Source organism: Rhizobium sp. BK619, assembly GCF_014195245.1.
GTDB classification, from domain to species: domain Bacteria; phylum Pseudomonadota; class Alphaproteobacteria; order Rhizobiales; family Rhizobiaceae; genus Rhizobium; species Rhizobium acidisoli.
Map to the genome: position 1 here is coordinate 374,831 of NZ_JACIBH010000004.1, position 19,543 is coordinate 394,373.

Here is a 19,543-nt window from a genome sequence, read left to right on the forward strand (position 1 = left end):
GCAGGGCTTATCCGGCCGCCTTCGGCACGATGAACATTTTATGGTCGGCCGAGATGCGGACCGAGATCTCGTCGTAGGATGACAGCGTCGGATGCGGCGTTTCCATCTTGCCATGATGGGTTGCCGTCACCACCATGACATCGGCGCCCGCCGCCTCGCCGGCGAGAATGCCGGCAGCGACATCCTCGAACACAAGGCAGTCCTGCGTGCTGACGCCGAGGCGTTCGGCGCCGAGAATATAACATTGCGGATCGGGTTTTCCGACCTTCACATCCTCAGCCGTCACCATGAATTTCGGCAGCGACAGGCCTGCCGCCTCCAGCCGCCGGCGGGCAAGACGCAAGGGTGAGGAGGTGACGATCGCCCAGCGATCCGGCGGCAGCGAGCTCAGGAATGCCGCGGCACCCGAAATGGCGACGACATCGCCGACATCGGCGATCTCGGCCTCGGTCACCAGCCTGGCTTCATGTTCGGGATCGACGCCCGGCAGGTTCAGCCGGGCGATCGTGTCGACGCCGCGCGATCCATGCATCTTCGGCAGAAAGTCGGCGACAACGAGGCCCTGACGCCTTGCCCAGTCGCTCCAGACACGTTCGGCCGCACGGATCGAATTGAGGATGGTGCCGTCCATATCGAACAGGAAGGCGGCATAAGGCTTCTCGAAGCCGCGGGGCATCGGTTGGGACAAAAGGCTGAATCCTTCAGGAAAAGAGTCGGACGGTGGTCGCTATCGCCCGATGAAACGGCAAATCATCGCTTTTTGCAAGCTTTCGCCTGGACAGGTCAGCTATACTAGGCGGCAAGCCTTGCCTGCACGCATCAACGCAGCAGCTTCAGCGAGCCCGTCAGCGAACGGATCCACTTCGTCGGGCCGGCGAGCCCGATGCCGTCGATCGTTTCCAAGGAGAGGTCGCGCGCCGGTATCGAAGCCTCATAATCGGCATAGACGTGCAAGGCGCGGGCAAAACGCGGGAATGGCACGACCAGTGCGCCACCGGGCGCCGGCAACGCCTTGAGCAACAGCGATCTCAGATCGGCGGCGGCCGCCTGCAGCACCGGGACCGGCTTGTTGGCACTGACATGAAATGTCCGGCCGGTCTGGTCGGTCAATTGCGCGCCGGCAAGCGCCGGCGCCGCAGCGCCGAGGCCGATCGACAGCACGGCGATCGTATTGGCGAGTTCGCCGGCCGGCAGCGCCGGCTCGACAATCACCGCGACACGCCAATCCTCACCCGTCATCCCTCGTTCTCCATGCTTGATTTGGTTTTCCCAACCTATCGCAAGGCATAGAAATATCCTGCCTATTCCTGTCGCGACCCGGGCGATTTTGGTAGGATCTTCCTATCTGTCGATGAAGCTAGAAAGGATTTACCGATCATGGAATTCGAGCCGGGAGATATCCGCATATTGAAGGCGCTCCAGAGCGAGGGACGGCTGACCAACCAGGAGCTTGCGGAACGCGTGGGAATGTCGACCTCGCCCTGCTGGCGCAGAGTGAAACGGCTTGAAGAGGCCGGCGTCATCCGCGGCTATCAGGCTCTCGTCGATCGCCGCGCCGTCGGCCTCGGCGTCCTCGCCTTCGTGCGTGTGCAGATCGACACGCATTCCCATGACGAGGCCCAGCGCTTCGAGCGCGAGGTCGGCGAGCTGGATGCGGTCATCGCCTGCTATTCCGTTGCCGGCGAGGCTGATTTCCTGCTGCAGGTGGTCGCGGCCGATCTCGACAATTATGCCGAATTCGCCATGACGGTGATCCGTCGCCTGCCCGGCATCAAGGAGATGCATACGATGTTCGTGCTGAAGGACATCAAGGCATCGACGATCCTGCCCGTGCAGCTATCGAGCGCCAGCCGTTCGCGGTGAAGCGCAGAGATCGTCGCCAAAACCGCTGCACGCTTTTGCTGGAATTGCTCTAAAAGGCTGTGCTGCTGGTGGCGATCAAATCGCAGGAGAGGCGCAGGCCGATCGGGTCATGGCAGGGTTGTTCGGCGCTGGCGGCAAGTTCCGGCCCGGCGGGCGCGTCGGCGCGCAGATAGGCCTGTGTCGTCGGATCGATACGCATGGGAATGGCAGTCCACAACGAGGGGCGGCCGACGTCGATCGCTGATATGCCGGCCTTCTCGCGGCCCATGGCAGAGGACGCGATTGCCATGCCACTGGCCGTCAGGGCGAGTGCAAGGGCAATCTGCAGACCGAGATCTGCGGCCTCGCGCGGGGAAACGAACATTGCGGCCTCATGCTGCGGATTGGCGTTTCGTCATGCACTAAGGCAGGTGGCAGCGGCGATCCAGCGGCTTCCGCCGTTAAGGTTTATGCGTAACCATGCAAGGCCTGCGTGCAGATTTTTCGCAAATTTCGGAACAATGATTCCGGCAGGCGGTTACCCCAGGGTCATCCAAGATGAAAATCAAAGGAGGATATCCTCATGACCAAATCCCTTATCGCCGCTTCGCTGCTTGCGATCGGCATGGCATCGTCAGCCTTTGCCCAGTCGAATCCCGATCCGATCGGGCCGACCAACGGCGGCTCGACCGATCCGGGTTCGGGTAGCTATTCATCCGATTATACCAACAGTGACAACGGCATGTATCCGGTGCGCGTCGCGCCGGTTGATCCGATGACAACACAGAGCATCGGCCAGCCGCAAACGATGGAATGCGCCGGCATGCCGCAGCAGAGGTCGGGCGTCGATACACGCGGCGGCGAAAGCGGCGCCTCGATCAGCGAAGCCTGCCGCGAATACGACAACTGACAGGCACCTTCGCTCCCTAAACATGTCGCGCAAACGCGCGCCACGTTTGGCAAAGGCCGGTTCACGCCGGCCTTTTTTCATGTCGCCGCCACCACGATGAAAAGCTTTCCCTCCGGATGAAACTTTTGATCCGGGCGTTCCGTACATCCGTAGCAGGGTGCAAAGAACAAGAGCAGGGAACGGCTTCATTGGCAAAGGACGCGGTAAAACCTGTCATTTTATGGTTTCGCAGGGATTTGCGCCTTGACGACAATCAGGCGCTGACTGCCGCCCATCTCTCCGGGCGACCGATCATCCCCGTTTATATCAAAGAGCCGGCGGCAGCCGGCACGGGTCCGCTCGGCGCTGCGCAGGCCTGGTGGCTGCATCATTCGCTGGAAGCGCTTGATAGATCATTGCACGAGCGGCAGGGCGAACTGGTGCTTGCCAGCGGAGAAGCGCTCGAGGTGCTCCGCGCCGTCATCAAAAAGAGTGGTGCCGAAGCCGTTTTCTGGAACCGGCGATACGATCCCTCGGGCATCTCGGTCGACACCCACATCAAGCAGGAATTGGAAAAACAGGCGATCGAGGCGAGAAGTTTCGGCGGCCAGCTGCTGCACGAACCGTCCAGGCTGATGACCGGCAGTGGCACGCCCTATCGGGTCTATACGCCATTCTGGCGCGCGCTGGAGGGTGCGGGCGAAGCCGAGCCGCCGCTGGAGGCGCCGGCGAAGCTGCGGCTGGCAGCGCAACGTCCGGCATCGGAAACATTGAAGAGCTGGAAACTGCTGCCGACGAAGCCGGACTGGGCGAAGGGCTTTGCCGATCTCTGGACGCCGGGCGAGCAAGGCGCAAGAGAGAGGCTCAGCGCCTTCGTCGAGGACGAACTCAAGGGTTACAAGGAAAACCGCGACTATCCGGCGAAACCGGCGACCTCGATGCTGTCGCCGCATCTGGCGCTCGGCGAGATCTCCCCTGCCCGCATCTGGGATGCGACGCGCGGTCTGTCGAACCGGGTGCCGGCGGCCGACATCGTGCATTTCCGCAAGGAGATCGCCTGGCGGGAATTCTCCTACCACCTTCTTTTCCATTTCCCGCGTCTTGCCTCGGAGAACTGGAACGATCGTTTCGACGGCTTCAAATGGCGCAACGACGACGGCGATTTCGAGGCGTGGCGCCGCGGCATGACCGGCTACCCGATCGTCGATGCCGGCATGCGCCAGCTCTGGCGCCACGGCTGGATGCACAATCGCGTGCGCATGATCGTCGCCTCCTTCCTCATCAAGGATCTGATGATCGACTGGCGCCGCGGCGAGGCCTGGTTCCGCGACACGCTGGTCGATGCCGATCCCGCCAACAATGCGGCAAGCTGGCAATGGGTGGCGGGCTCGGGAGCCGACGCTTCACCCTTCTTCCGCATCTTCAATCCGATGCTGCAGGGCGAGACTTTCGATCCCGACGGCGACTATGTCAGAGCCCATGTGCCGGAGCTTCAACGGCTCGGGGCAAAACACATCCACCGGCCGTTCGAGGCGTCGAAGAGCGCGCTCGACGCGGCCGGCATCATCCTCGGCCAGACATATCCGAAACCGATCGTCGACCATGCCAGCGCCCGCGACCGGGCGCTCGCCGCTTACAAAGCCACGAAGGATGCCGCATGAACGCGCATGTCCGCCCCGCCTCGCGCCGGCTGAAGATCGCCGTCATCGGCTCCGGCATCTCCGGCGCCTCGGCGGCCTGGGCGCTCGACCCCATGCACGACGTGACGCTCTACGAGAGCCAGGCGCGGGCGGGCGGCCATACGGCGACGGTCGACGTCGATTATGACGGTGTTCGGATTGCGGTCGATACCGGCTTCATCGTCTATAACGAACCGAATTATCCGAACCTGACGGCACTCTTTGCCGAACTCGGCATCGCCACCCACGCAAGCGACATGAGTTTTTCGCTCTCGCTCGACCGCGGCAGGCTGGAATGGAGCGGCGGCGGGCTGTCCTCGATCTTCGCGCAGAAGCGCAACCTGCTGCGGCCGTCATTCCTGTGGATGATCCGCGAGATCCTGCGCTTCAACCGCACCTGCCTCGAAGACCGGGCCGCCGGTCACCTCGCCTCGCGCTCGATCGGCGATTATCTCGACTGGCGCGGCTTCTCGCCCGGCTTCACCAACAATTATCTCGTGCCGATGGCGGCGGCGATCTGGTCGACGCCGTCGGCCCGCATGCTGCAGTTCCCGGCCGAATATTTCGTCAATTTCTTCGACAATCACCGGCTGATCTATCACCGCCAGCACCAATGGCGGACGGTGACCGGCGGCAGCCGAACCTATCTCGACCGGCTGCTGCAGCCGCTCGGCGGGCGGGTGAAACTGTGCTGCGGCATAAGCGGGGTGATCCGTTCGGAGAGCGGCGTCACGCTTATCGACGAGACCGGAAGCCAGCGGCCATTCGACAAGGTGATCCTTGCCTGCCACAGCGATCAGACGGCACGCCTGCTGATGGATGCCACCGACCGGGAAAGGCGGCTGCTTGCCGCCATTCCCTACCAGCCGAACCGCGTCGTCCTGCACCGCGACCAAAGGCTGATGCCGCAGCGGCGCAAGGTCTGGGCCTCGTGGAACTATCTGCGTTCCAGCCGGGAGGATGGCAAGGCGGGTGTCGCCGTCACCTATTGGATGAACCGGCTGCAGGGCATCGACGATGGTTTCCCGTTGTTCGTCACGCTCAACCCCGACCGCGAGCCGGATCCCCGCATGGTATTTGCGGAATTCACCTATGAGCATCCGCAATTTTCGGCCGATGCCATGGCGGCGCAGCGGGCGCTCGCCGCTATCCAGGGCGAGAACCATTGCCATTTCGCCGGCGCCTGGACGGGATATGGATTTCATGAGGATGGCCTGGTTTCCGGCCTGGCGGCGGCCGAGGCGCTGGGAGGCATCATTCCCTGGCGAACGGCGCGAAGTCGGCAACCGCAACCGGATGCAGCGGCATGAGCGGACGAGGCAAAAAGCGCGGCGTCAGCATGAGCGGCAACGGCGCTGCGCCGGATGCGGCGGCCGCGCTGTATGTCGGCGAGATCATGCATCAACGCCTGAAACCCTTCAGCCATCGTTTCCGCTACCGCGTCTTTTCCCTGCTCGTCGATCTTGATCGGCTTGAAGCGGCTGATCGGCTGTCGGCGCTGTTTTCCGTCAACGGCCGCAATCTCGTCTCGTTTCATGAAAAGGACCATGCCGATACGGCGAGCACGCCGCTGCGCGCCTATGCCGACCGGCTGCTCGCTGAGGCCGGGCTCGATCGCGCGGCAAGGATATTGCTCGTCTGCTATCCCCGCATTCTCGGCTATGTTTTCAACCCGATCTCCGTCTATCACGCCTATGAAGGCGGCGGCGCCCTCACCGCGATGATCTACGAGGTGCGCAACACTTTCGGGGAGCGGCACAGTTACGTCTGTCCCGTCAGTGATGGCGAGATGTCGGAAGGCGGGCTCCGCCAGAGCTGCGACAAGCTCTTCCACGTCTCGCCCTTCATCGGCATAGCGGCGCGTTATCACTTCCGCATGCTGCCGCCCGGCGCGGAAATCCGCTGGCGCATCCTCGAAACCGACGGCGAAGGGCCGCTGCTTTCGGCGACATTCTCAGGACGGCAGCTGCCGTTGACCAGCGCCGCGCTGCTCCGGCTGACAGCGCTCATCCCTTTCCTCCCCTTCAAGATCGTGGCCGGCATCCATTGGGAAGCGCTGAAACTGTGGCTGAAGGGCGCGCGTTATATCAGCCGTCCTGCGCCTCCGCCTGCCGTCAGCACTCACCGGCCCCGGCCGCTTGCGGACGCCGCGGAATGACATTGCAGCGCCGGGCGTTCTGAAACGACGCGCAAAACGCTGCAGCGCTTTGAACTGCTGCATAATTTTTCCTTAATTCGATTTCCGATTGAGGAAATTATGCAGTAGCCTTGCCTAATAATGGCCGGAGGCCGCCCGAACATCGTCACGGATGTATCGTCGTCCCTAACCGGCAAAAAAATGCTGGAGGAGGAAAGATGAGCAAGGCGCAGGACTGGAATGTGCTGGCCCGTGATGCGGTGACGCTGACGGCCGAAAATATATCCCGTCTGGTGAAGGGGCTGCCGTTCAAGGCGAAGCTGGCGCTGCGCGGGCTTCTGCGCATGCAGCACGGTTCGCTCGCCGTTACCCTGCCCGACGGCCGCAGGCTGCTGGTCGAGGGCAAGAAGGCCGGGCCGAAGGCGGCTCTCAGCCTCCACAACTGGAACCTTGCCTACCGGGCGCTGACGAGCGGCACGATCGGGGTTGCCGAAACCTATATGGACGGCGATTGGGACAGCCCCGACATCGCCGCCTTCCTCGAACTTTTCCTCGTCAACGGCGAGGCCGTCTACAGCTATTCCAATGGCAAGGGCGGCATTGGCCGCCTCGTCGAGCGCGTCCGCCATTGGATGAACACCAATACCAAGACGGGCTCGAAGCGTAACATTTCCGCCCACTACGATCTCGGCAATGATTTCTACAGGCAGTGGCTCGATCCGAGCATGACCTATTCCTCGGCACTCTATTCGACAGGGGCCAACGACCTGCAATCGGCGCAGAATGCCAAATACCGCGCGCTTGCCGAGGCGACCGGCATCAGACCCGGCGATCACGTGCTGGAGATCGGCTGCGGCTGGGGCGGGTTTGCCGAATTTGCAGCAGGCGAACTGAACTGCAAGGTGACCGGGCTGACGATCAGCCGCGAGCAGCTGGCCTTTGCCGAGGAGCGCATCCGCAAGGCCGGTCTCGGCGACCGCGTCGAATTCCGTTTCCAGGATTACCGCGACGAGACCGGGCTTTACGACCGGATCGTCTCGATCGAGATGTTCGAAGCGGTCGGCGAGAAATACTGGCCGTCCTATTTCTCCAAGCTCCGGCAATGTCTGAAGCCGGGCGGCAAGGCCGGCCTGCAGATCATCACGATCCGGCCGGAGGCCTTCGACCAGTATCGCAGCAACCCCGACTTCATCCAGAAATATGTCTTTCCCGGCGGCATGCTGCCGACGCGCAACCATCTGGCGGAACTTGCCGGCAAGGTCGACCTGTCACTGGTCAGGGACTTCGGCTTCGGGCTCGACTATGCCCGCACGCTTGCCGAATGGCGCGAACGCTTCTGGTCTGTCTGGGAGCGCATCCGCCCGATGGGCTTCGACGAGCGTTTCAAGCGGCTCTGGGAATTCTATCTGTTCTATTGCGAGGCCGGCTTCCGCGCCCGCAATATCGATGTGCGCCAAGTGGTGTTCTCGCGCAGCTGATCATTCCGCCGGATGCGGTGTCGCCGGATGGTGACCAGCCGATGACGGCCGCTCGCTCCAGCCGGTCACCCGGTTCACCAGCATGAAATAGACGCTGTAGGGAAGCATACGCGCAAGCTTCAGCATCATGGTGAAGCGCCTCGGGAAGGAGATCTCGAAGGCCTGCGATTTCAGCCCGGCGGCAATCCGCCGGGCGGCTTCGTCGGTCGACACCAGGGACGGCATGGGAAAGGCGTTCTTCCGCGTCGCCGGTGTGTCGACGAAGCCCGGGCAGATGAGCTGGATGCGGATGCCCATCTTGTCGAGATCGAATTTCAGGCTTTCGGCCATATTGATCAGCGCCGCCTTGGTGGCGCCGTAGGCAGCGCCCGTCGGCAGGCCGCCATAGCCGGTGACGGAGGAGACGATGGCGATCTGTCCCTGCCCTTTCGCCTTCATATGGCGGACCGCCGGCAACAGGCAGTTGACGACGCCGGAGAGATTGACGGCAAAACTCTTATCGAAATCGGCGCGGTTCAGGTCCTCGGCATGAACAGGCAAATAGACGCCGGCATTGAGGACCGCCATGGCGAGTGTGCCGTGCTCATATTCGATGGAGGCCATGATATGCTCCATGTCCTCGGCATCAGTGACGTCGCCATCGAGAACGATGATGCTGCCGTCAAGGCCGCTGACCTCGGCCTGCAGTTCGACCAGCTTTTCGTGGCTTCGGGCGGTGACGGCGACCTTGTATCCTTCGCCGGCAAGCTTCAGCGCAAGCGCGCGGCCGATGCCGGAACTCGCACCCGAGATCCAGACGAGTCCATCTTCGGGACGGGCGGTGAAATCACGCATGACATGTTCCTCCGGTTCTGCCTGACCAACCGAAAACAAGTCCGGAAAGTTCCCTTCGCCTCCCGGATTTACGGCTCTATCACACCATTGTGGCTGCTTTCAGCCGATCAGGTCGCCGATCATCTGACGAAGGGATCCGGTGAGCTTCACCGGCCCGTCCGAAACGGCAAAGGCGATGCAGGGCCTGTCCTTTTCGGCGACCGGCCGATGGTCGACCGTCTCGTCGGCAATGGAGATGTCGCCGGGGCCGAAACGGCCGCGTTCATCGTTGAAGGCGCCGTCGAGGATGAGGATCAGTTCCATGCCTTTGTGGGTGTGCGCCGGCAAAGCGCGGCCGGGGCGGATCCACATCAGATTGACCTCGCAGCCATCGAGTTCGAGGGAATATTCCTTGAAACCCGGCAACCGCTTGCGCCACGGCACGTCCTCGACCTCGAAGCCGACGAAATCGCGCAGCGTTTGTGGAAAGAGCGCGTTGTCCGGCCGCCTGACCGCCTGCGGCGCTGCGACCGGAGCAGCAGAGGAAAAGATTGCCTGAAGCTGCCGGTCGCGGTCGGCAATGGCGGTTTCACCAGCGCTTTCCAGCGCCTCCCCGGCCAGCAATTCGAGGCTGTCCACCAGGCGGCGATTGTCGGCTTTCATTTCGAGATGGGATCGTACCAGCACCCGCGCCGGCTCGGGCAAGGAACCGGCGACATAATGCGCCATCAATGCATCGATCGTGTCGATCTGCTCGTGAATCATATCGGTTTCGGTCACGCCCTGTTGCCGCGCTCCGTTTTCGCTTTGTCGTCATCCGTACGGGGAAAGTCAATCTTCGGATCACCCCACGCATGGCGGGATTGCGGGCCATGCATCATTTCGGGGGAGGAAGGCCAAATTTTATCGTGCCCGACAGGGGCGTGGAATAGCATTTCTTGCCAACTCAGCCTTGTGAAGGGAAAAGACCGTTCCTAAAGTAAGAGTTCGAATAGAGGCAGATTCCATGACCTTCCACCCTTCCGTCCTCGAAGCCATCGGCAATACACCCCTGATCAAACTCAAGGGCGCGTCGGCGGCGACCGGCTGCACCATTCTCGGCAAGGCGGAGTTCCTGAACCCCGGCCAGTCGGTGAAGGACCGTGCCGCGCTTTACATCATCCGCGACGCGGAACGGAAAGGGTTGCTCCGGCCCGGCGGCGTCATCGTCGAAGGCACGGCCGGCAATACCGGCATTGGGCTGACGCTGGTCGCCAAGGCGCTCGGCTACCGCACCGTCATCGTCATCCCGGAAACGCAGAGCCAGGAAAAGAAGGACGCGTTGAAACTGCTCGGCGCCGAACTCGTCGAAGTGCCCGCCGTTCCCTACAAGAACCCCAACAACTACGTGAAGGTCTCAGGCCGGCTCGCCGAGCAACTGGCGAAGACAGAGCCGAACGGGGCGATTTGGGCGAACCAGTTCGACAACGTCGCCAACCGCCAGGCGCATATCGAAACGACCGCTCGGGAAATCTGGAACGATACCGCCGGCAAGGTCGACGGCTTCATCTGCTCCGTCGGTTCCGGCGGCACGCTGGCCGGCGTCGCTGCCGGCCTCAAGGCATTCAATGCGGACGTCAAAATCGGCATCGCCGATCCCGAAGGTGCTGCTCTTTATGAGTTCTATCAGAACGGCACGCTGAAATCCGAGGGTTCCTCGATCACCGAGGGCATCGGCCAGGGCCGCATCACCGCCAATCTCGAAGGCTTCACGCCTGATTTCTCCTATCGGGTCTCCGATGCCGAAGCGCTGCCCTATCTCTTCGACCTCGTCGAAAACGAAGGCCTGTGCCTCGGCGGCTCGACGGCGATCAACATTGCCGGCGCGGTCAAGCTCGCCCGGGATCTCGGACCCGGCCACATGGTGGTGACGATCCTCTGCGACTACGGCAACCGCTATCAGTCGAAGCTCTTCAATCCGGATTTCCTGACCTCGAAGGGACTGCCCGTTCCGGGCTGGATGGCCAACTCGCCCGATATAAACGTTCCCTACGAACCCGCGTGAGACCCCATGCCCGTCAATGCCCTCTATCGTGACGACTTCTATCTCTCGACATGCGAGGCGGTCGTCACCGCCGTCCACGAAGACGGGGGCATCGAACTCGACCAGACCTGCTTCTATGCGACGTCAGGCGGCCAGCCAGGTGATACCGGCGAGCTTGAACGCGCCGACGGCACCAAGATCGTGTTGGGCCAGACGAAGCACGGCCCGAGCAAGGATATCGTCATCCACGTGCCGCTCGAAAACGAGCCGCGGCCTCTGGTTGGCGAGACGCTGGTGCTGCATGTCGACTGGCAGCGCCGCTACAGGCTGATGCGCATGCACACGGCCTGCCATCTGCTGTCCGTCGTCTGCTCCTATCCGATCACCGGCGCTGCCGTCGGCGAGGAGGAAAGCCGTGTCGACTTCGACATGGCCGAGACGATCGACAAGGACGAAGTGACGGCCAAGCTGATGGAACTGGTCGGCGAGAACCATCCGGTCTATCTGCAATGGATTACCGACGAGGACCTTGCGGCCAATCCCGACATCGTCAAATCGAAGAATGTGCGCCCGCCGATCGGGCTCGGGCGCGTCAGCCTCGTCTGCATCGGCGAGAACTCCTCGATTGACAGCCAGCCCTGCGGCGGCACACATGTCTCCGAGACACAGGAAGTCGGGCAGATTCACATCGCCAAAATCGAAAAGAAGGGCAAGGAGAACCGGCGCTTCCGCATCCGTTTCGGCACGCCCGGCGACGAAGCCTGACCATCAAGGGAGAGCATCATGAGTGAGACCAAGAGCCGTTTCGTCGTCTCGGCCGACTGGCTGCAGGCCGAGCTCGGCAAGCCGGATCTGCGCGTACTGGACGCCTCCTTCTATCTGCCGGCGCAGAAACGCGATGCCGATGCCGAATATGCGGCCGGCCATATTCCCGGCGCCATCCGCTTCGACCAGGACAAGATCGCCGACCATTCGACGTCACTGCCGCACACGATCCCCTCGCCCGATTATTTCGCCACTGAGGCCGGCCGGCTCGGCATCAGCGAGAACGATCGCATCGTCGTCTATGACGGCATCGGCCTGTTCGCCTCGCCGCGCGTCTGGTGGCTGTTCCGGGTGATGGGCGCAAAGAACGTCTTCGTGCTCGATGGCGGTCTCGACGGCTGGAAGGCCGAAGGCCGCCCGCTCGAAACCACCGTGCCCAGCTATTCGCCGGCGCGTTTCACGCCCGATTTCGACGAGAGCCGCGTGGTGACGCTCGATACGATGCGCGACATCGTCTCGAGCGGCGCGATGCAGATCGCCGATGCCCGCAGCGCCGGCCGCTTCGCCGCCGCCGAGCCCGAGCCGCGTGCCGGCATGCGCTCCGGCCATATGCCAGGCGCCCGCAACCTGCCCTCCGGCGTTTTCGCCAACCAGGGCCGGTTCAAGTCGCTGCCCGAACTGCGCCAGACGATCGAGGATGCCGGCATCGATCTTTCCAAGCCCGTCGTGACCTCCTGCGGTTCGGGCATCACCGCCGCGATCATCACGCTGGCGCTGGAATCGCTCGGCCATCACGACAACAAGCTCTATGATGGTTCGTGGAGCGAATGGGGCAGCCGCGACGATACGCCGATCGTCACCGGTCCGCCGACGCCGGTTAAAGCCTGATCGCCATGGGGAAGACACCCGCTTCTTTGAAAGCTCACATCACCCGGCTCGAAATGACGGCTGCGCCGAAGGCGAGCATGCCGGTGCCCGTCAATATCCAGACGGCGATCATGCGCGCGCCTGCGATCCCACTGCCCTTCTATCGCTACCTCTACAGGCAGGTGGGCGCGCGCTGGCAATGGGTGGATCGGCTACGGATGAGCGACGAGCAGCTTACCCAGACGCTGAACGACAAGCGCAACAATATCAGCGTCCTCTACGTCAACGGCGCGCCCGCCGGCTTCTACGAATATTTCTGCGAGGACGAGGATACGATCGAGCTCAGCCATTTCGGCCTGATCGAACATGCGCTCGGCCTCGGCATCGGCAAATGGTTCCTGCTGCAGGCGCTCTACGCCATCTGGACGCTCAATCCGAAGCGGGTGATCACCACCACCAACAATCTCGACCATCCGCGGGCGCTGCAGCTTTACCAGATGTTCGGCTTCTCCCCGGTCTCGACCGGCACCGGCATTGTTCGGCCGCTCAGCGACAAGGAGCTGCTGGAGTTGGCGCGGAAAAGCTGACGGTTTCGGTCCCGCCGGCGCAGGGGTCGCTAAAGCGTGTCGCGATCTTTCAGATTCGCTCCTCGCGCCTTAGATCCTTGTTTTGCGCATGTCGTTGCCGCAAAACCGCTCCACACTTTTGCGCGACATGCTCTAACGTTGCGTCAGGCTACTCGGGCGGCGCGGATCGTTGCGTCGCTCGAAATCGAGCGTGCGGCCCGACTGCTCCTTCAGTTCCGCCACCTCCCGGCGCAAGGCCTTCAGCTCTTCCAGTATTTCAGCATTCTGCTGCGCCAGCAGCGCGAGATCGACTTCGGCCAAGGGGCTTCTCCTTTCGCCATGCAGCTTCTCATCAAGAATAGTCCCGCTTTTCCCAGGCGCAAGAAACGGGTGGCTTGGACTGCGCTCCGGGCGCAATTTCATCGCGATCACAAAGGAGATTTTCCATGACCGCCATCCGTTTTGCCGCCATGCCGACTGCCGATGCTAGAGCTCTCTGGAACGGCGGCCGCGACGCCTATGACAACCTGCCCGAGACGGTGGTATCCGACGGTGACGGCAACCCTTGCCGCCATTGCCTGCAGAATATCCAAGCGGGCGAGGACATGCTGGTCTTCGCCTACCGGCCGTTCCCGGCGCTGCAGCCCTATGCCGAAACCGGGCCGATCTTTCTGCACAAGCAGCCTTGCCGGCGTTACGCCGCCGAGGAGATCCAACCACCGATGCTGACGATGAGCCCCGACTTCATCGTCCGCGGCTATGGCGCAAATGACCGCATCCTCTACGGCACCGGGGCGGTGACCGAGATCGCCGATATTCCGGCCTATGCCGAGACATTGCTGGCGCGGCCGGAGATTGCCTATGTGCATGTGCGCTCGGCGCGCAACAACTGCTTTCAATGCCGGATCGACAAGGTAAAGGTGCCAGCCCCTGCGGAGACCGGCGCCCTCGCCTAACGCGGAGTCAGGCAGCTTACGCAACGTTCAGCACGCTTTCGGGCGCGAAGGCCTCGTAGCCGAGCGCCTCGGCGACCGGCTTGTTGGTGATGCGGCCCTTGTGCACATTGAGGCCGTTCCTCAGATGCTTGTCTTCGGCGATGGCGCGCAGGCCGCGATCGGCAAGCGCCAGGCCGTGGACGAGCGTCGCATTGTTCAGCGCATGCGCCGAGGTGACGGGGACAGCGCCCGGCATGTTGGCGACGCAGTAATGCACCACGCCGTCGACCTCATAGGTCGGATCGGAATGGGTGGTTGCATGTGAGGTCTCGAAGCAGCCGCCCTGGTCGATGGCGACGTCGACGATGACAGAGCCCTGCTTCATGCCGGACAGCATCTCGCGGGTGACGAGCTTCGGCGCAGCCGCACCGGGGATCAACACGGCGCCGATGATGAGATCGGCCGAGAAGACCTCCTCCTCCAATGCCTGGATGCTGGAATAACGGGTGTGAACGCGGCCTGAGAAGATGTCGTCGAGCTGGCGAAGGCGCGGCAGCGACCTGTCGAGGATGCTGACATCGGCGCCGAGGCCGGCGGCCATCCTGGCGGCATGCAGACCGACGACGCCGCCGCCGATGACCGTGACCTTGCCCGGCAGCACGCCCGGCACGCCGCCGAGCAGGACGCCGAGGCCGCCATTGGCTTTCTGCAGGGCGGTCGCGCCCGCCTGGATCGACAGGCGGCCGGCAACCTCCGACATCGGCGCCAGCAGCGGCAGGCCGCCGCGCTCGTCGGTAACCGTTTCATAGGCGATCGCGGTGACGCCGGAGGCGATCAGACCCTTGGTCTGTTCGGGGTCGGGCGCCAGATGCAGATAGGTATAGAGAAGCTGACCGTCGCGCAGCTGCGCCCATTCGGAGGGCTGCGGCTCCTTCACCTTGACGATCATGTCGCATTTTTCGAAGATATCCTTGGCGGAGGCGGCGATCTTCGCGCCAGCCGCGGCATAGGCAGCGTCATCGGCGCCGATCCCGGCGCCCGCCTTGGTTTCCACCCAAACCTCGTGGCCATGGGCGACATATTCGCGCACCGAAGCCGGCGTCAGGCCGACGCGATATTCATGATTCTTGATTTCCTTCGGGCAACCGACACGCATTGGCGTTCCTCTCATGTCATCTCCGCAGTCGCGGATCTCCTCAGATGATGAATCCAACCACCAAGGCGATGAAATGTCCTTGCAAAGACGATTTGCTGAAACGCGATTTTTCGGAGATTATTGCGTTATCATCGTTATTTTTCGAAAGTTCTTCGAATGGCCGATCTCGACACCATCGATCTTGCGATTCTTAAGGTGCTGCAGGCCAATGCCCGCATCACCAACGCCGAGCTTGCCGAAAAGATCGGACTGTCGCCTTCGGCCTGTTCGCGCCGGCTCGACATTCTGGAGAGAAGCGGCGTCATCGGCGGCTATCATGCACGGCTTTCGCACAAGGCGCTCGACTATAAGATGATCGCCATCGTGCATATCTCGCTCTCCGGCCAGTTCGCCAAGACGCTGGCGGAATTCGAGGCGGCGGTGAAGCTCTGCCCCAACGTGCTCGTCTGCTATCTGATGTCGGGCGAATATGATTATATCCTCAGGGTCGCCGCCCGCGATCTCGAGGATTATGAGCGCATCCATCGCGACTGGCTGTCGGCCCTTCCCCATGTGGTCAAAATCAATTCGAGCTTTGCCCTCAGAGAAATCATCGACAGGCCGAATGTCGGGCTTTGAGACCTTGCATCTTTGCTGAAAGCCTGACCAGACTCTCGGTGTTTCCCGCTCAACGGCATGTCATGACATCGAAGACCCACGGTTATGTTTTCGCTCTGCTGGCGATTACCATCTTCTCTCTCCAGGACGCCATCTCGAAACATCTGGCGTCTGCCTACCCGCCGATCTTCGTGACGATGATCCGCTACTGGGCCTTCGCGCTGTTCACGATCATCCTCGCTTCGAAGATGCGCGGCGGCCTCAAGGCAACGGCCCGCACCAAACGCCCGCTTCTTCAGGTGGTGCGCGGCGTCCTGCTTGCGGTCCAGGTGGTTCTGGCCATCACTTGTTTTGCCGTAATCGGCCTTGCTCGTTCACAAGCGATCTTTTCAGCGACGCCGATCCTCATCGCGTTGCTGTCAATGCCGATCCTTGGCGAGCGTGTGGGATGGCGGCGGTGGATGGCAATCGGCGCCGGACTTTTCGGGGTGTTGCTGATCCTGAAGCCGGAAGGCGAGTTTTTCGATGTGAAACTGCTTCTGGCTATCACTTCCTGCTTCAACTTCGCCTTCTATGTCATCGCTACCCGTCTCGTCAGTCGTGACGATTCGGCGATGACCAGCTTCTTCTATACCGGCGTCATCGGCGGCATCACCATGACCATCATCGGCCCGTTCTATTGGAGCTGGATGTCGCCCGGAGACTGGGGCTGGATGGCGCTTGTCTGCATGACCAGCATTTCCAGCCACTATTTCCTGATCCGCGCCTATGATCTTCTCGATGCCGCCGCCGTCCAGCCGCTGACCTATTTGTCACTGGTCTACGCCTCGATCATCGGCGTGACGATCTATGACGAAACGCTCAGCCTCAACACGATTATCGGCTCGATCGTCGTCGTTGCCGCAGGCATCTTCACCGTCTGGCGCGAACATGTGGTGGGGCGAAGGACGGCCGCTGCCAACTGAAGTTTCACTGCAATTTTAGCCAAGCCACTAAAACCATTTCAATTTTCGGGCGCTATGCTCCCCTGATGTATCCAAGGGAGACAATATGACCCGCAACTTGAAAATCACAGCGCGAAAGGCCGATCGGCAGAACTGCCGGGTCTTCGGCAGCGTCAAATATCTGAACAGCGAAATAGATGCCCGCATTCTCAATCTGTCGGTGACCGGCGCAGCCCTGGAGACGAAGACGCCGCTCCATGCCGCCTCCGGCAGCAAGGTGCGCATCGAAGCTGAAAATCTCGGTCTGCTCGAAGGCATTATCCGCTGGAAGCACAACGGCCGGGTCGGCATCCAGTTCGACGTGAATTCGAATGCGCGGGCACAGGTCTCCTCCTATTTCCGCTTTTTCCATAAGGAAATACGGCCGGTGCTGGCGGTGCGTCAGCTTAGAGCCGCGACCAGCGGCGACCGCCCATCTCCCTTGGCGCCGTCGACGCTGAAATCGTAAGGCTGCGCCGCTTTTGCGCCGAAGGAGCGGCCGAGATCGCTCGACTCGTTGCGGTTGACATTGACGTCGAGCACAACGGGGCCTTGCGTCGGCGGCAGCCTGGCGCCGATGTTCCTGATGTCGATAGCGGCGTTACGCGATGACGCCCTCTGCTCATGATCCCTGTTGGATTTAAGCCGGAACGCTGCACCATAAATTGCATTTCATTACCACATCGCCCTTGCTACTCATTGTTTTGCCGTCCTGTCATTTTTGCAGTGTACTCCTCGCCAAATCGTCCTAATTCTGACGGGCCGGACGATGCATGATCCTTCAAGGAGAGTTTCGATGTCTTCCATTTTCGATGTGGGCGTGATGAGCCGCCGTTCCCTGCTTGGCGGCCTTGCCGCCACCTCCGCCCTGGTGCTGCTGCATCCCTTCAGCGCGCGCGCCAGCGCCAACCAGGCCCATCTCCGGCTGATGGAAACGACGGATATTCACGTCAACGTGTTCCCCTATGATTATTACGCCGACAAGCCGAACGACACGATGGGGCTTTCCCGCACCGGGACGATCATCGACAATATCCGCGCCGAGGCCGTCAACTCGCTGCTGATCGACAATGGCGATGTGCTGCAGGGCAATCCCATGGGCGACTATATGGCCTATCTGCACGGCATGAAGGATGGCGACGTCCATCCCGTGATCAAGGCGATGAACACGCTCGGCTATACGGTGGGAACGCTCGGCAATCACGAATTCAACTACGGCCTCGACTTCATGTTCAAGGTGCTATCAGGCGCGAACTTTCCCTTCGTCTGCGCCAATCTGACCAAAGGCCAGCTCGCCTCGGACCCGAAGCAGGACGATCTGTTCTTCAAGCCGTACATGATCGTGGAAAAACAGATCAAGGACGGCGCCGGCAATGAGAGCCCGGTCAAGATCGGCTTCATCGGCTTCGTGCCGCCGCAGATTATGCTCTGGGACATCAAGAACCTCGAAGGCAAGGCGCAGACACGTGATATCGTCGAGGCCGCCAAGGCCTGGGTTCCGGCCATGAAGGAAGCCGGCGCCGATATCGTCATCGCGCTTTCCCATTCCGGCATCGACGGAGCCGCGCCGTCCGAAAAGATGGAAAACGCCTCGCTGCATCTCGCCGCCGTCGAGGGGATCGACGCGATCTTCACCGGCCATCAGCATCTCGTCTTCCCCGGCCCGAAGAGCTGGGACGGCATTGCCAATGCCGATCCGGTCAAGGGTACGCTTCATGGCAAACCGGCCGTGATGGCAGGCTTCTGGGGCTCGCATCTCGGCCTTATCGACCTGCTGCTCGAAAAGGACGGCAACAGCTGGAAGATCGTCGATTTCACCTCGGAGGCACGGCCGATCTATCATCGCGACGACAAGAAGAAAGTGGTTGCCGATTACGCCGACAAGAAGGACGTGGTCGAAGCCGCCAAGGCCGAACACGAGGCGACGCTCGCCTATGTCCGCACCCCCGTCGGCAAGACGTCGGCACCGCTCTATTCCTACTTTGCGCTCGTTGCCGACGATCCCTCCGTGCAGGTCGTCAGCCAGGCTCAGACCTGGTACATCAAGCAGATGCTCGCCGATACCGCGTTCAAGGATCTGCCGGTGCTTTCGGCCGCAGCTCCCTTCAAGGCCGGCGGCCGCGGCGGCGCCGACTACTATACCGACGTTCCGGCCGGTGACATCGCCATCAAGAATGTCGCCGACCTCTATCTCTACCCGAATACGGTACAGGCGGTCGCCATCACCGGCGCCCAAGTGAAGAACTGGCTGGAAATGTCGGCCGGCATGTTCAATCACATCGAGGCCGGCTCGAAGGATGCGCCGCTGCTCAACAACGACTTCCCGTCCTATAATTTCGACGTCATCGACGGCGTGACCTACCAGATCGACCTGTCGCAGCCGCCGAAATATGATTCCTCCGGCAAGGCGATCAATCCGGATGCCAACCGCATCCAGAACCTCGCTTTCGACGGGAAGCCGATCGATCCCGCCCAGAAATTCGTCGTCGTCACCAACAACTACCGCGCCGGCGGCGGCGGCAGTTTCCCGGAGATTTCAGCTGATAAGGTGATCTTCCAGGCGCCGGACACCAACCGCGACGTCATCGTCCGCTATGTCCACGACCAGGGCACGATCAATCCTTCGGCCGATGCGAACTGGACCTTCAAGCCGCTGCCGGGCACGACGGCGACCTTCGAGAGCGGCCCGAAGGCCAAGCAGTTCCTCGCTGCGGTCAAGAGCGTCAAGATCGAGGATGCCGGCGACGGTGCCGACGGCTTCTCGAAGTTCAGGCTGGTTCTCTAACCGGAAGAAATACGAAGGCGCGTCGGCC

22 protein-coding genes are annotated in these 19,543 nt (G+C 61.8%); 15 read left to right on the plus strand and 7 right to left on the minus strand.

Features of this window, described 5'->3' with window-relative positions; all coding sequences use genetic code 11:
- Positions 1 to 7: 7 nt before the first annotated feature.
- Together FHX14_RS09920 and FHX14_RS09925 are read right to left on the minus strand one after the other, a co-directional pair.
- Positions 8 to 688, minus strand: coding sequence for an HAD family hydrolase (locus FHX14_RS09920; protein ID WP_184376978.1), 681 nt, complete (start codon positions 686 to 688; stop codon positions 8 to 10).
- 131 nt (positions 689 to 819) lie between these two features.
- On the minus strand, positions 820 to 1,239 hold the full coding sequence (locus tag FHX14_RS09925) for a DUF2000 domain-containing protein (protein ID WP_184376979.1): 420 nt from the start codon (positions 1,237 to 1,239) through the stop codon (positions 820 to 822).
- A 138-nt stretch (positions 1,240 to 1,377) separates the two neighbouring features.
- Here FHX14_RS09925 and FHX14_RS09930 point away from each other — a divergent pair, with 138 nt between their 5' ends.
- A complete protein-coding gene (locus FHX14_RS09930) occupies positions 1,378 to 1,863 on the plus strand; it encodes an Lrp/AsnC family transcriptional regulator (protein WP_184376980.1) in 486 nt (161 codons plus the stop codon).
- Between the two features lie 49 nt (positions 1,864 to 1,912).
- Here the strand turns inward: FHX14_RS09930 and FHX14_RS09935 are convergent, their stop codons facing one another.
- Entirely contained in the window at positions 1,913 to 2,227 is a 315-nt protein-coding gene (locus FHX14_RS09935) for a hypothetical protein (RefSeq protein ID WP_183693279.1), read from the minus strand.
- Positions 2,228 to 2,425: 198 nt separating this feature from the next.
- Between FHX14_RS09935 and FHX14_RS09940 the strand changes: the two genes are divergently transcribed.
- The 5 genes from FHX14_RS09940 to FHX14_RS09960 all read left to right on the plus strand — a co-directional run bounded on the left by FHX14_RS09940 (position 2,426) and on the right by FHX14_RS09960 (position 8,025).
- Positions 2,426 to 2,752, plus strand: a complete 327-nt coding sequence (locus FHX14_RS09940; protein WP_184376981.1) for a hypothetical protein — start codon at positions 2,426 to 2,428, stop codon at positions 2,750 to 2,752.
- Positions 2,753 to 2,940: 188 nt separating this feature from the next.
- Complete coding sequence (locus tag FHX14_RS09945) at positions 2,941 to 4,392, plus strand: deoxyribodipyrimidine photo-lyase (protein ID WP_184376982.1); 1,452 nt, start codon at positions 2,941 to 2,943, stop codon at positions 4,390 to 4,392.
- Positions 4,389 to 5,720: an FAD-dependent oxidoreductase gene (locus tag FHX14_RS09950; protein ID WP_184376983.1), complete on the plus strand. Its 1,332-nt coding sequence runs from the start codon at positions 4,389 to 4,391 to the stop codon at positions 5,718 to 5,720. The genes FHX14_RS09945 and FHX14_RS09950 overlap by 4 nt, the downstream gene beginning before the upstream one ends.
- Positions 5,717 to 6,568: a DUF1365 domain-containing protein gene (locus FHX14_RS09955; RefSeq protein ID WP_184376984.1), complete on the plus strand. Its 852-nt coding sequence runs from the start codon at positions 5,717 to 5,719 to the stop codon at positions 6,566 to 6,568. Before FHX14_RS09950 ends, FHX14_RS09955 begins: the two co-directional genes overlap by 4 nt.
- 197 nt (positions 6,569 to 6,765) lie before the next feature.
- Positions 6,766 to 8,025: a cyclopropane-fatty-acyl-phospholipid synthase family protein gene (locus FHX14_RS09960; RefSeq protein WP_184376985.1), complete on the plus strand. Its 1,260-nt coding sequence runs from the start codon at positions 6,766 to 6,768 to the stop codon at positions 8,023 to 8,025.
- Here FHX14_RS09960 and FHX14_RS09965 read toward each other — a convergent pair whose 3' ends face one another.
- Positions 8,026 to 8,859, minus strand: a complete 834-nt coding sequence (locus tag FHX14_RS09965; RefSeq protein WP_003587034.1) for an SDR family NAD(P)-dependent oxidoreductase — start codon at positions 8,857 to 8,859, stop codon at positions 8,026 to 8,028.
- Between the two features lie 99 nt (positions 8,860 to 8,958).
- Entirely contained in the window at positions 8,959 to 9,618 is a 660-nt protein-coding gene (locus tag FHX14_RS09970) for a ChrR family anti-sigma-E factor (protein WP_184376986.1), read from the minus strand.
- 226 nt (positions 9,619 to 9,844) lie between these two features.
- Here FHX14_RS09970 and FHX14_RS09975 point away from each other — a divergent pair, with 226 nt between their 5' ends.
- From FHX14_RS09975 to FHX14_RS09990, 4 genes are read left to right on the plus strand one after another with little or no spacing between them, the layout of a single operon-like run.
- Positions 9,845 to 10,882, plus strand: coding sequence for a cysteine synthase A (locus FHX14_RS09975; protein WP_003587037.1), 1,038 nt, complete (start codon positions 9,845 to 9,847; stop codon positions 10,880 to 10,882).
- 6 nt (positions 10,883 to 10,888) lie between these two features.
- Positions 10,889 to 11,626, plus strand: coding sequence for an alanyl-tRNA editing protein (locus FHX14_RS09980; protein WP_003587039.1), 738 nt, complete (start codon positions 10,889 to 10,891; stop codon positions 11,624 to 11,626).
- 18 nt (positions 11,627 to 11,644) lie between these two features.
- On the plus strand, positions 11,645 to 12,514 hold the full coding sequence (sseA, locus tag FHX14_RS09985) for a 3-mercaptopyruvate sulfurtransferase (protein WP_184376987.1): 870 nt from the start codon (positions 11,645 to 11,647) through the stop codon (positions 12,512 to 12,514).
- A 5-nt stretch (positions 12,515 to 12,519) separates the two neighbouring features.
- Positions 12,520 to 13,080: a GNAT family N-acetyltransferase gene (locus FHX14_RS09990; RefSeq protein ID WP_003587043.1), complete on the plus strand. Its 561-nt coding sequence runs from the start codon at positions 12,520 to 12,522 to the stop codon at positions 13,078 to 13,080.
- Positions 13,081 to 13,212: 132 nt separating this feature from the next.
- Here the strand turns inward: FHX14_RS09990 and FHX14_RS09995 are convergent, their stop codons facing one another.
- Complete coding sequence (locus tag FHX14_RS09995) at positions 13,213 to 13,380, minus strand: hypothetical protein (protein WP_003587045.1); 168 nt, start codon at positions 13,378 to 13,380, stop codon at positions 13,213 to 13,215.
- Positions 13,381 to 13,505: 125 nt separating this feature from the next.
- On the opposite strand from FHX14_RS09995, the gene FHX14_RS10000 reads away from it, so the two are divergent.
- Complete coding sequence (locus tag FHX14_RS10000; RefSeq protein ID WP_003587047.1) at positions 13,506 to 14,015, plus strand: DUF1203 domain-containing protein; 510 nt, start codon at positions 13,506 to 13,508, stop codon at positions 14,013 to 14,015.
- 16 nt (positions 14,016 to 14,031) lie between these two features.
- Here FHX14_RS10000 and ald read toward each other — a convergent pair whose 3' ends face one another.
- Positions 14,032 to 15,150 carry an alanine dehydrogenase gene (ald, locus tag FHX14_RS10005; protein WP_003587048.1) on the minus strand — a complete coding sequence of 373 codons (1,119 nt, stop codon included), beginning with the start codon at positions 15,148 to 15,150 and terminating at the stop codon, positions 14,032 to 14,034.
- A gap of 156 nt (positions 15,151 to 15,306) precedes the next feature.
- Between ald and FHX14_RS10010 the strand changes: the two genes are divergently transcribed.
- The 4 genes from FHX14_RS10010 (at position 15,307) to FHX14_RS10025 (ending at position 19,515) form a co-directional block, all read left to right on the plus strand.
- Positions 15,307 to 15,768 carry an Lrp/AsnC family transcriptional regulator gene (locus FHX14_RS10010; RefSeq protein ID WP_003587050.1) on the plus strand — a complete coding sequence of 154 codons (462 nt, stop codon included), beginning with the start codon at positions 15,307 to 15,309 and terminating at the stop codon, positions 15,766 to 15,768.
- 62 nt (positions 15,769 to 15,830) lie between these two features.
- Positions 15,831 to 16,712 (plus strand): DMT family transporter, encoded by an 882-nt coding sequence (locus FHX14_RS10015; RefSeq protein ID WP_003587051.1) that lies wholly within the window; start codon positions 15,831 to 15,833, stop codon positions 16,710 to 16,712.
- Positions 16,713 to 16,797: 85 nt separating this feature from the next.
- Complete coding sequence (locus FHX14_RS10020) at positions 16,798 to 17,199, plus strand: PilZ domain-containing protein (protein ID WP_003587053.1); 402 nt, start codon at positions 16,798 to 16,800, stop codon at positions 17,197 to 17,199.
- A 327-nt stretch (positions 17,200 to 17,526) separates the two neighbouring features.
- Complete coding sequence (locus tag FHX14_RS10025) at positions 17,527 to 19,515, plus strand: bifunctional 2',3'-cyclic-nucleotide 2'-phosphodiesterase/3'-nucleotidase (RefSeq protein WP_003587054.1); 1,989 nt, start codon at positions 17,527 to 17,529, stop codon at positions 19,513 to 19,515.
- Positions 19,516 to 19,543: the final 28 nt, after the last annotated feature.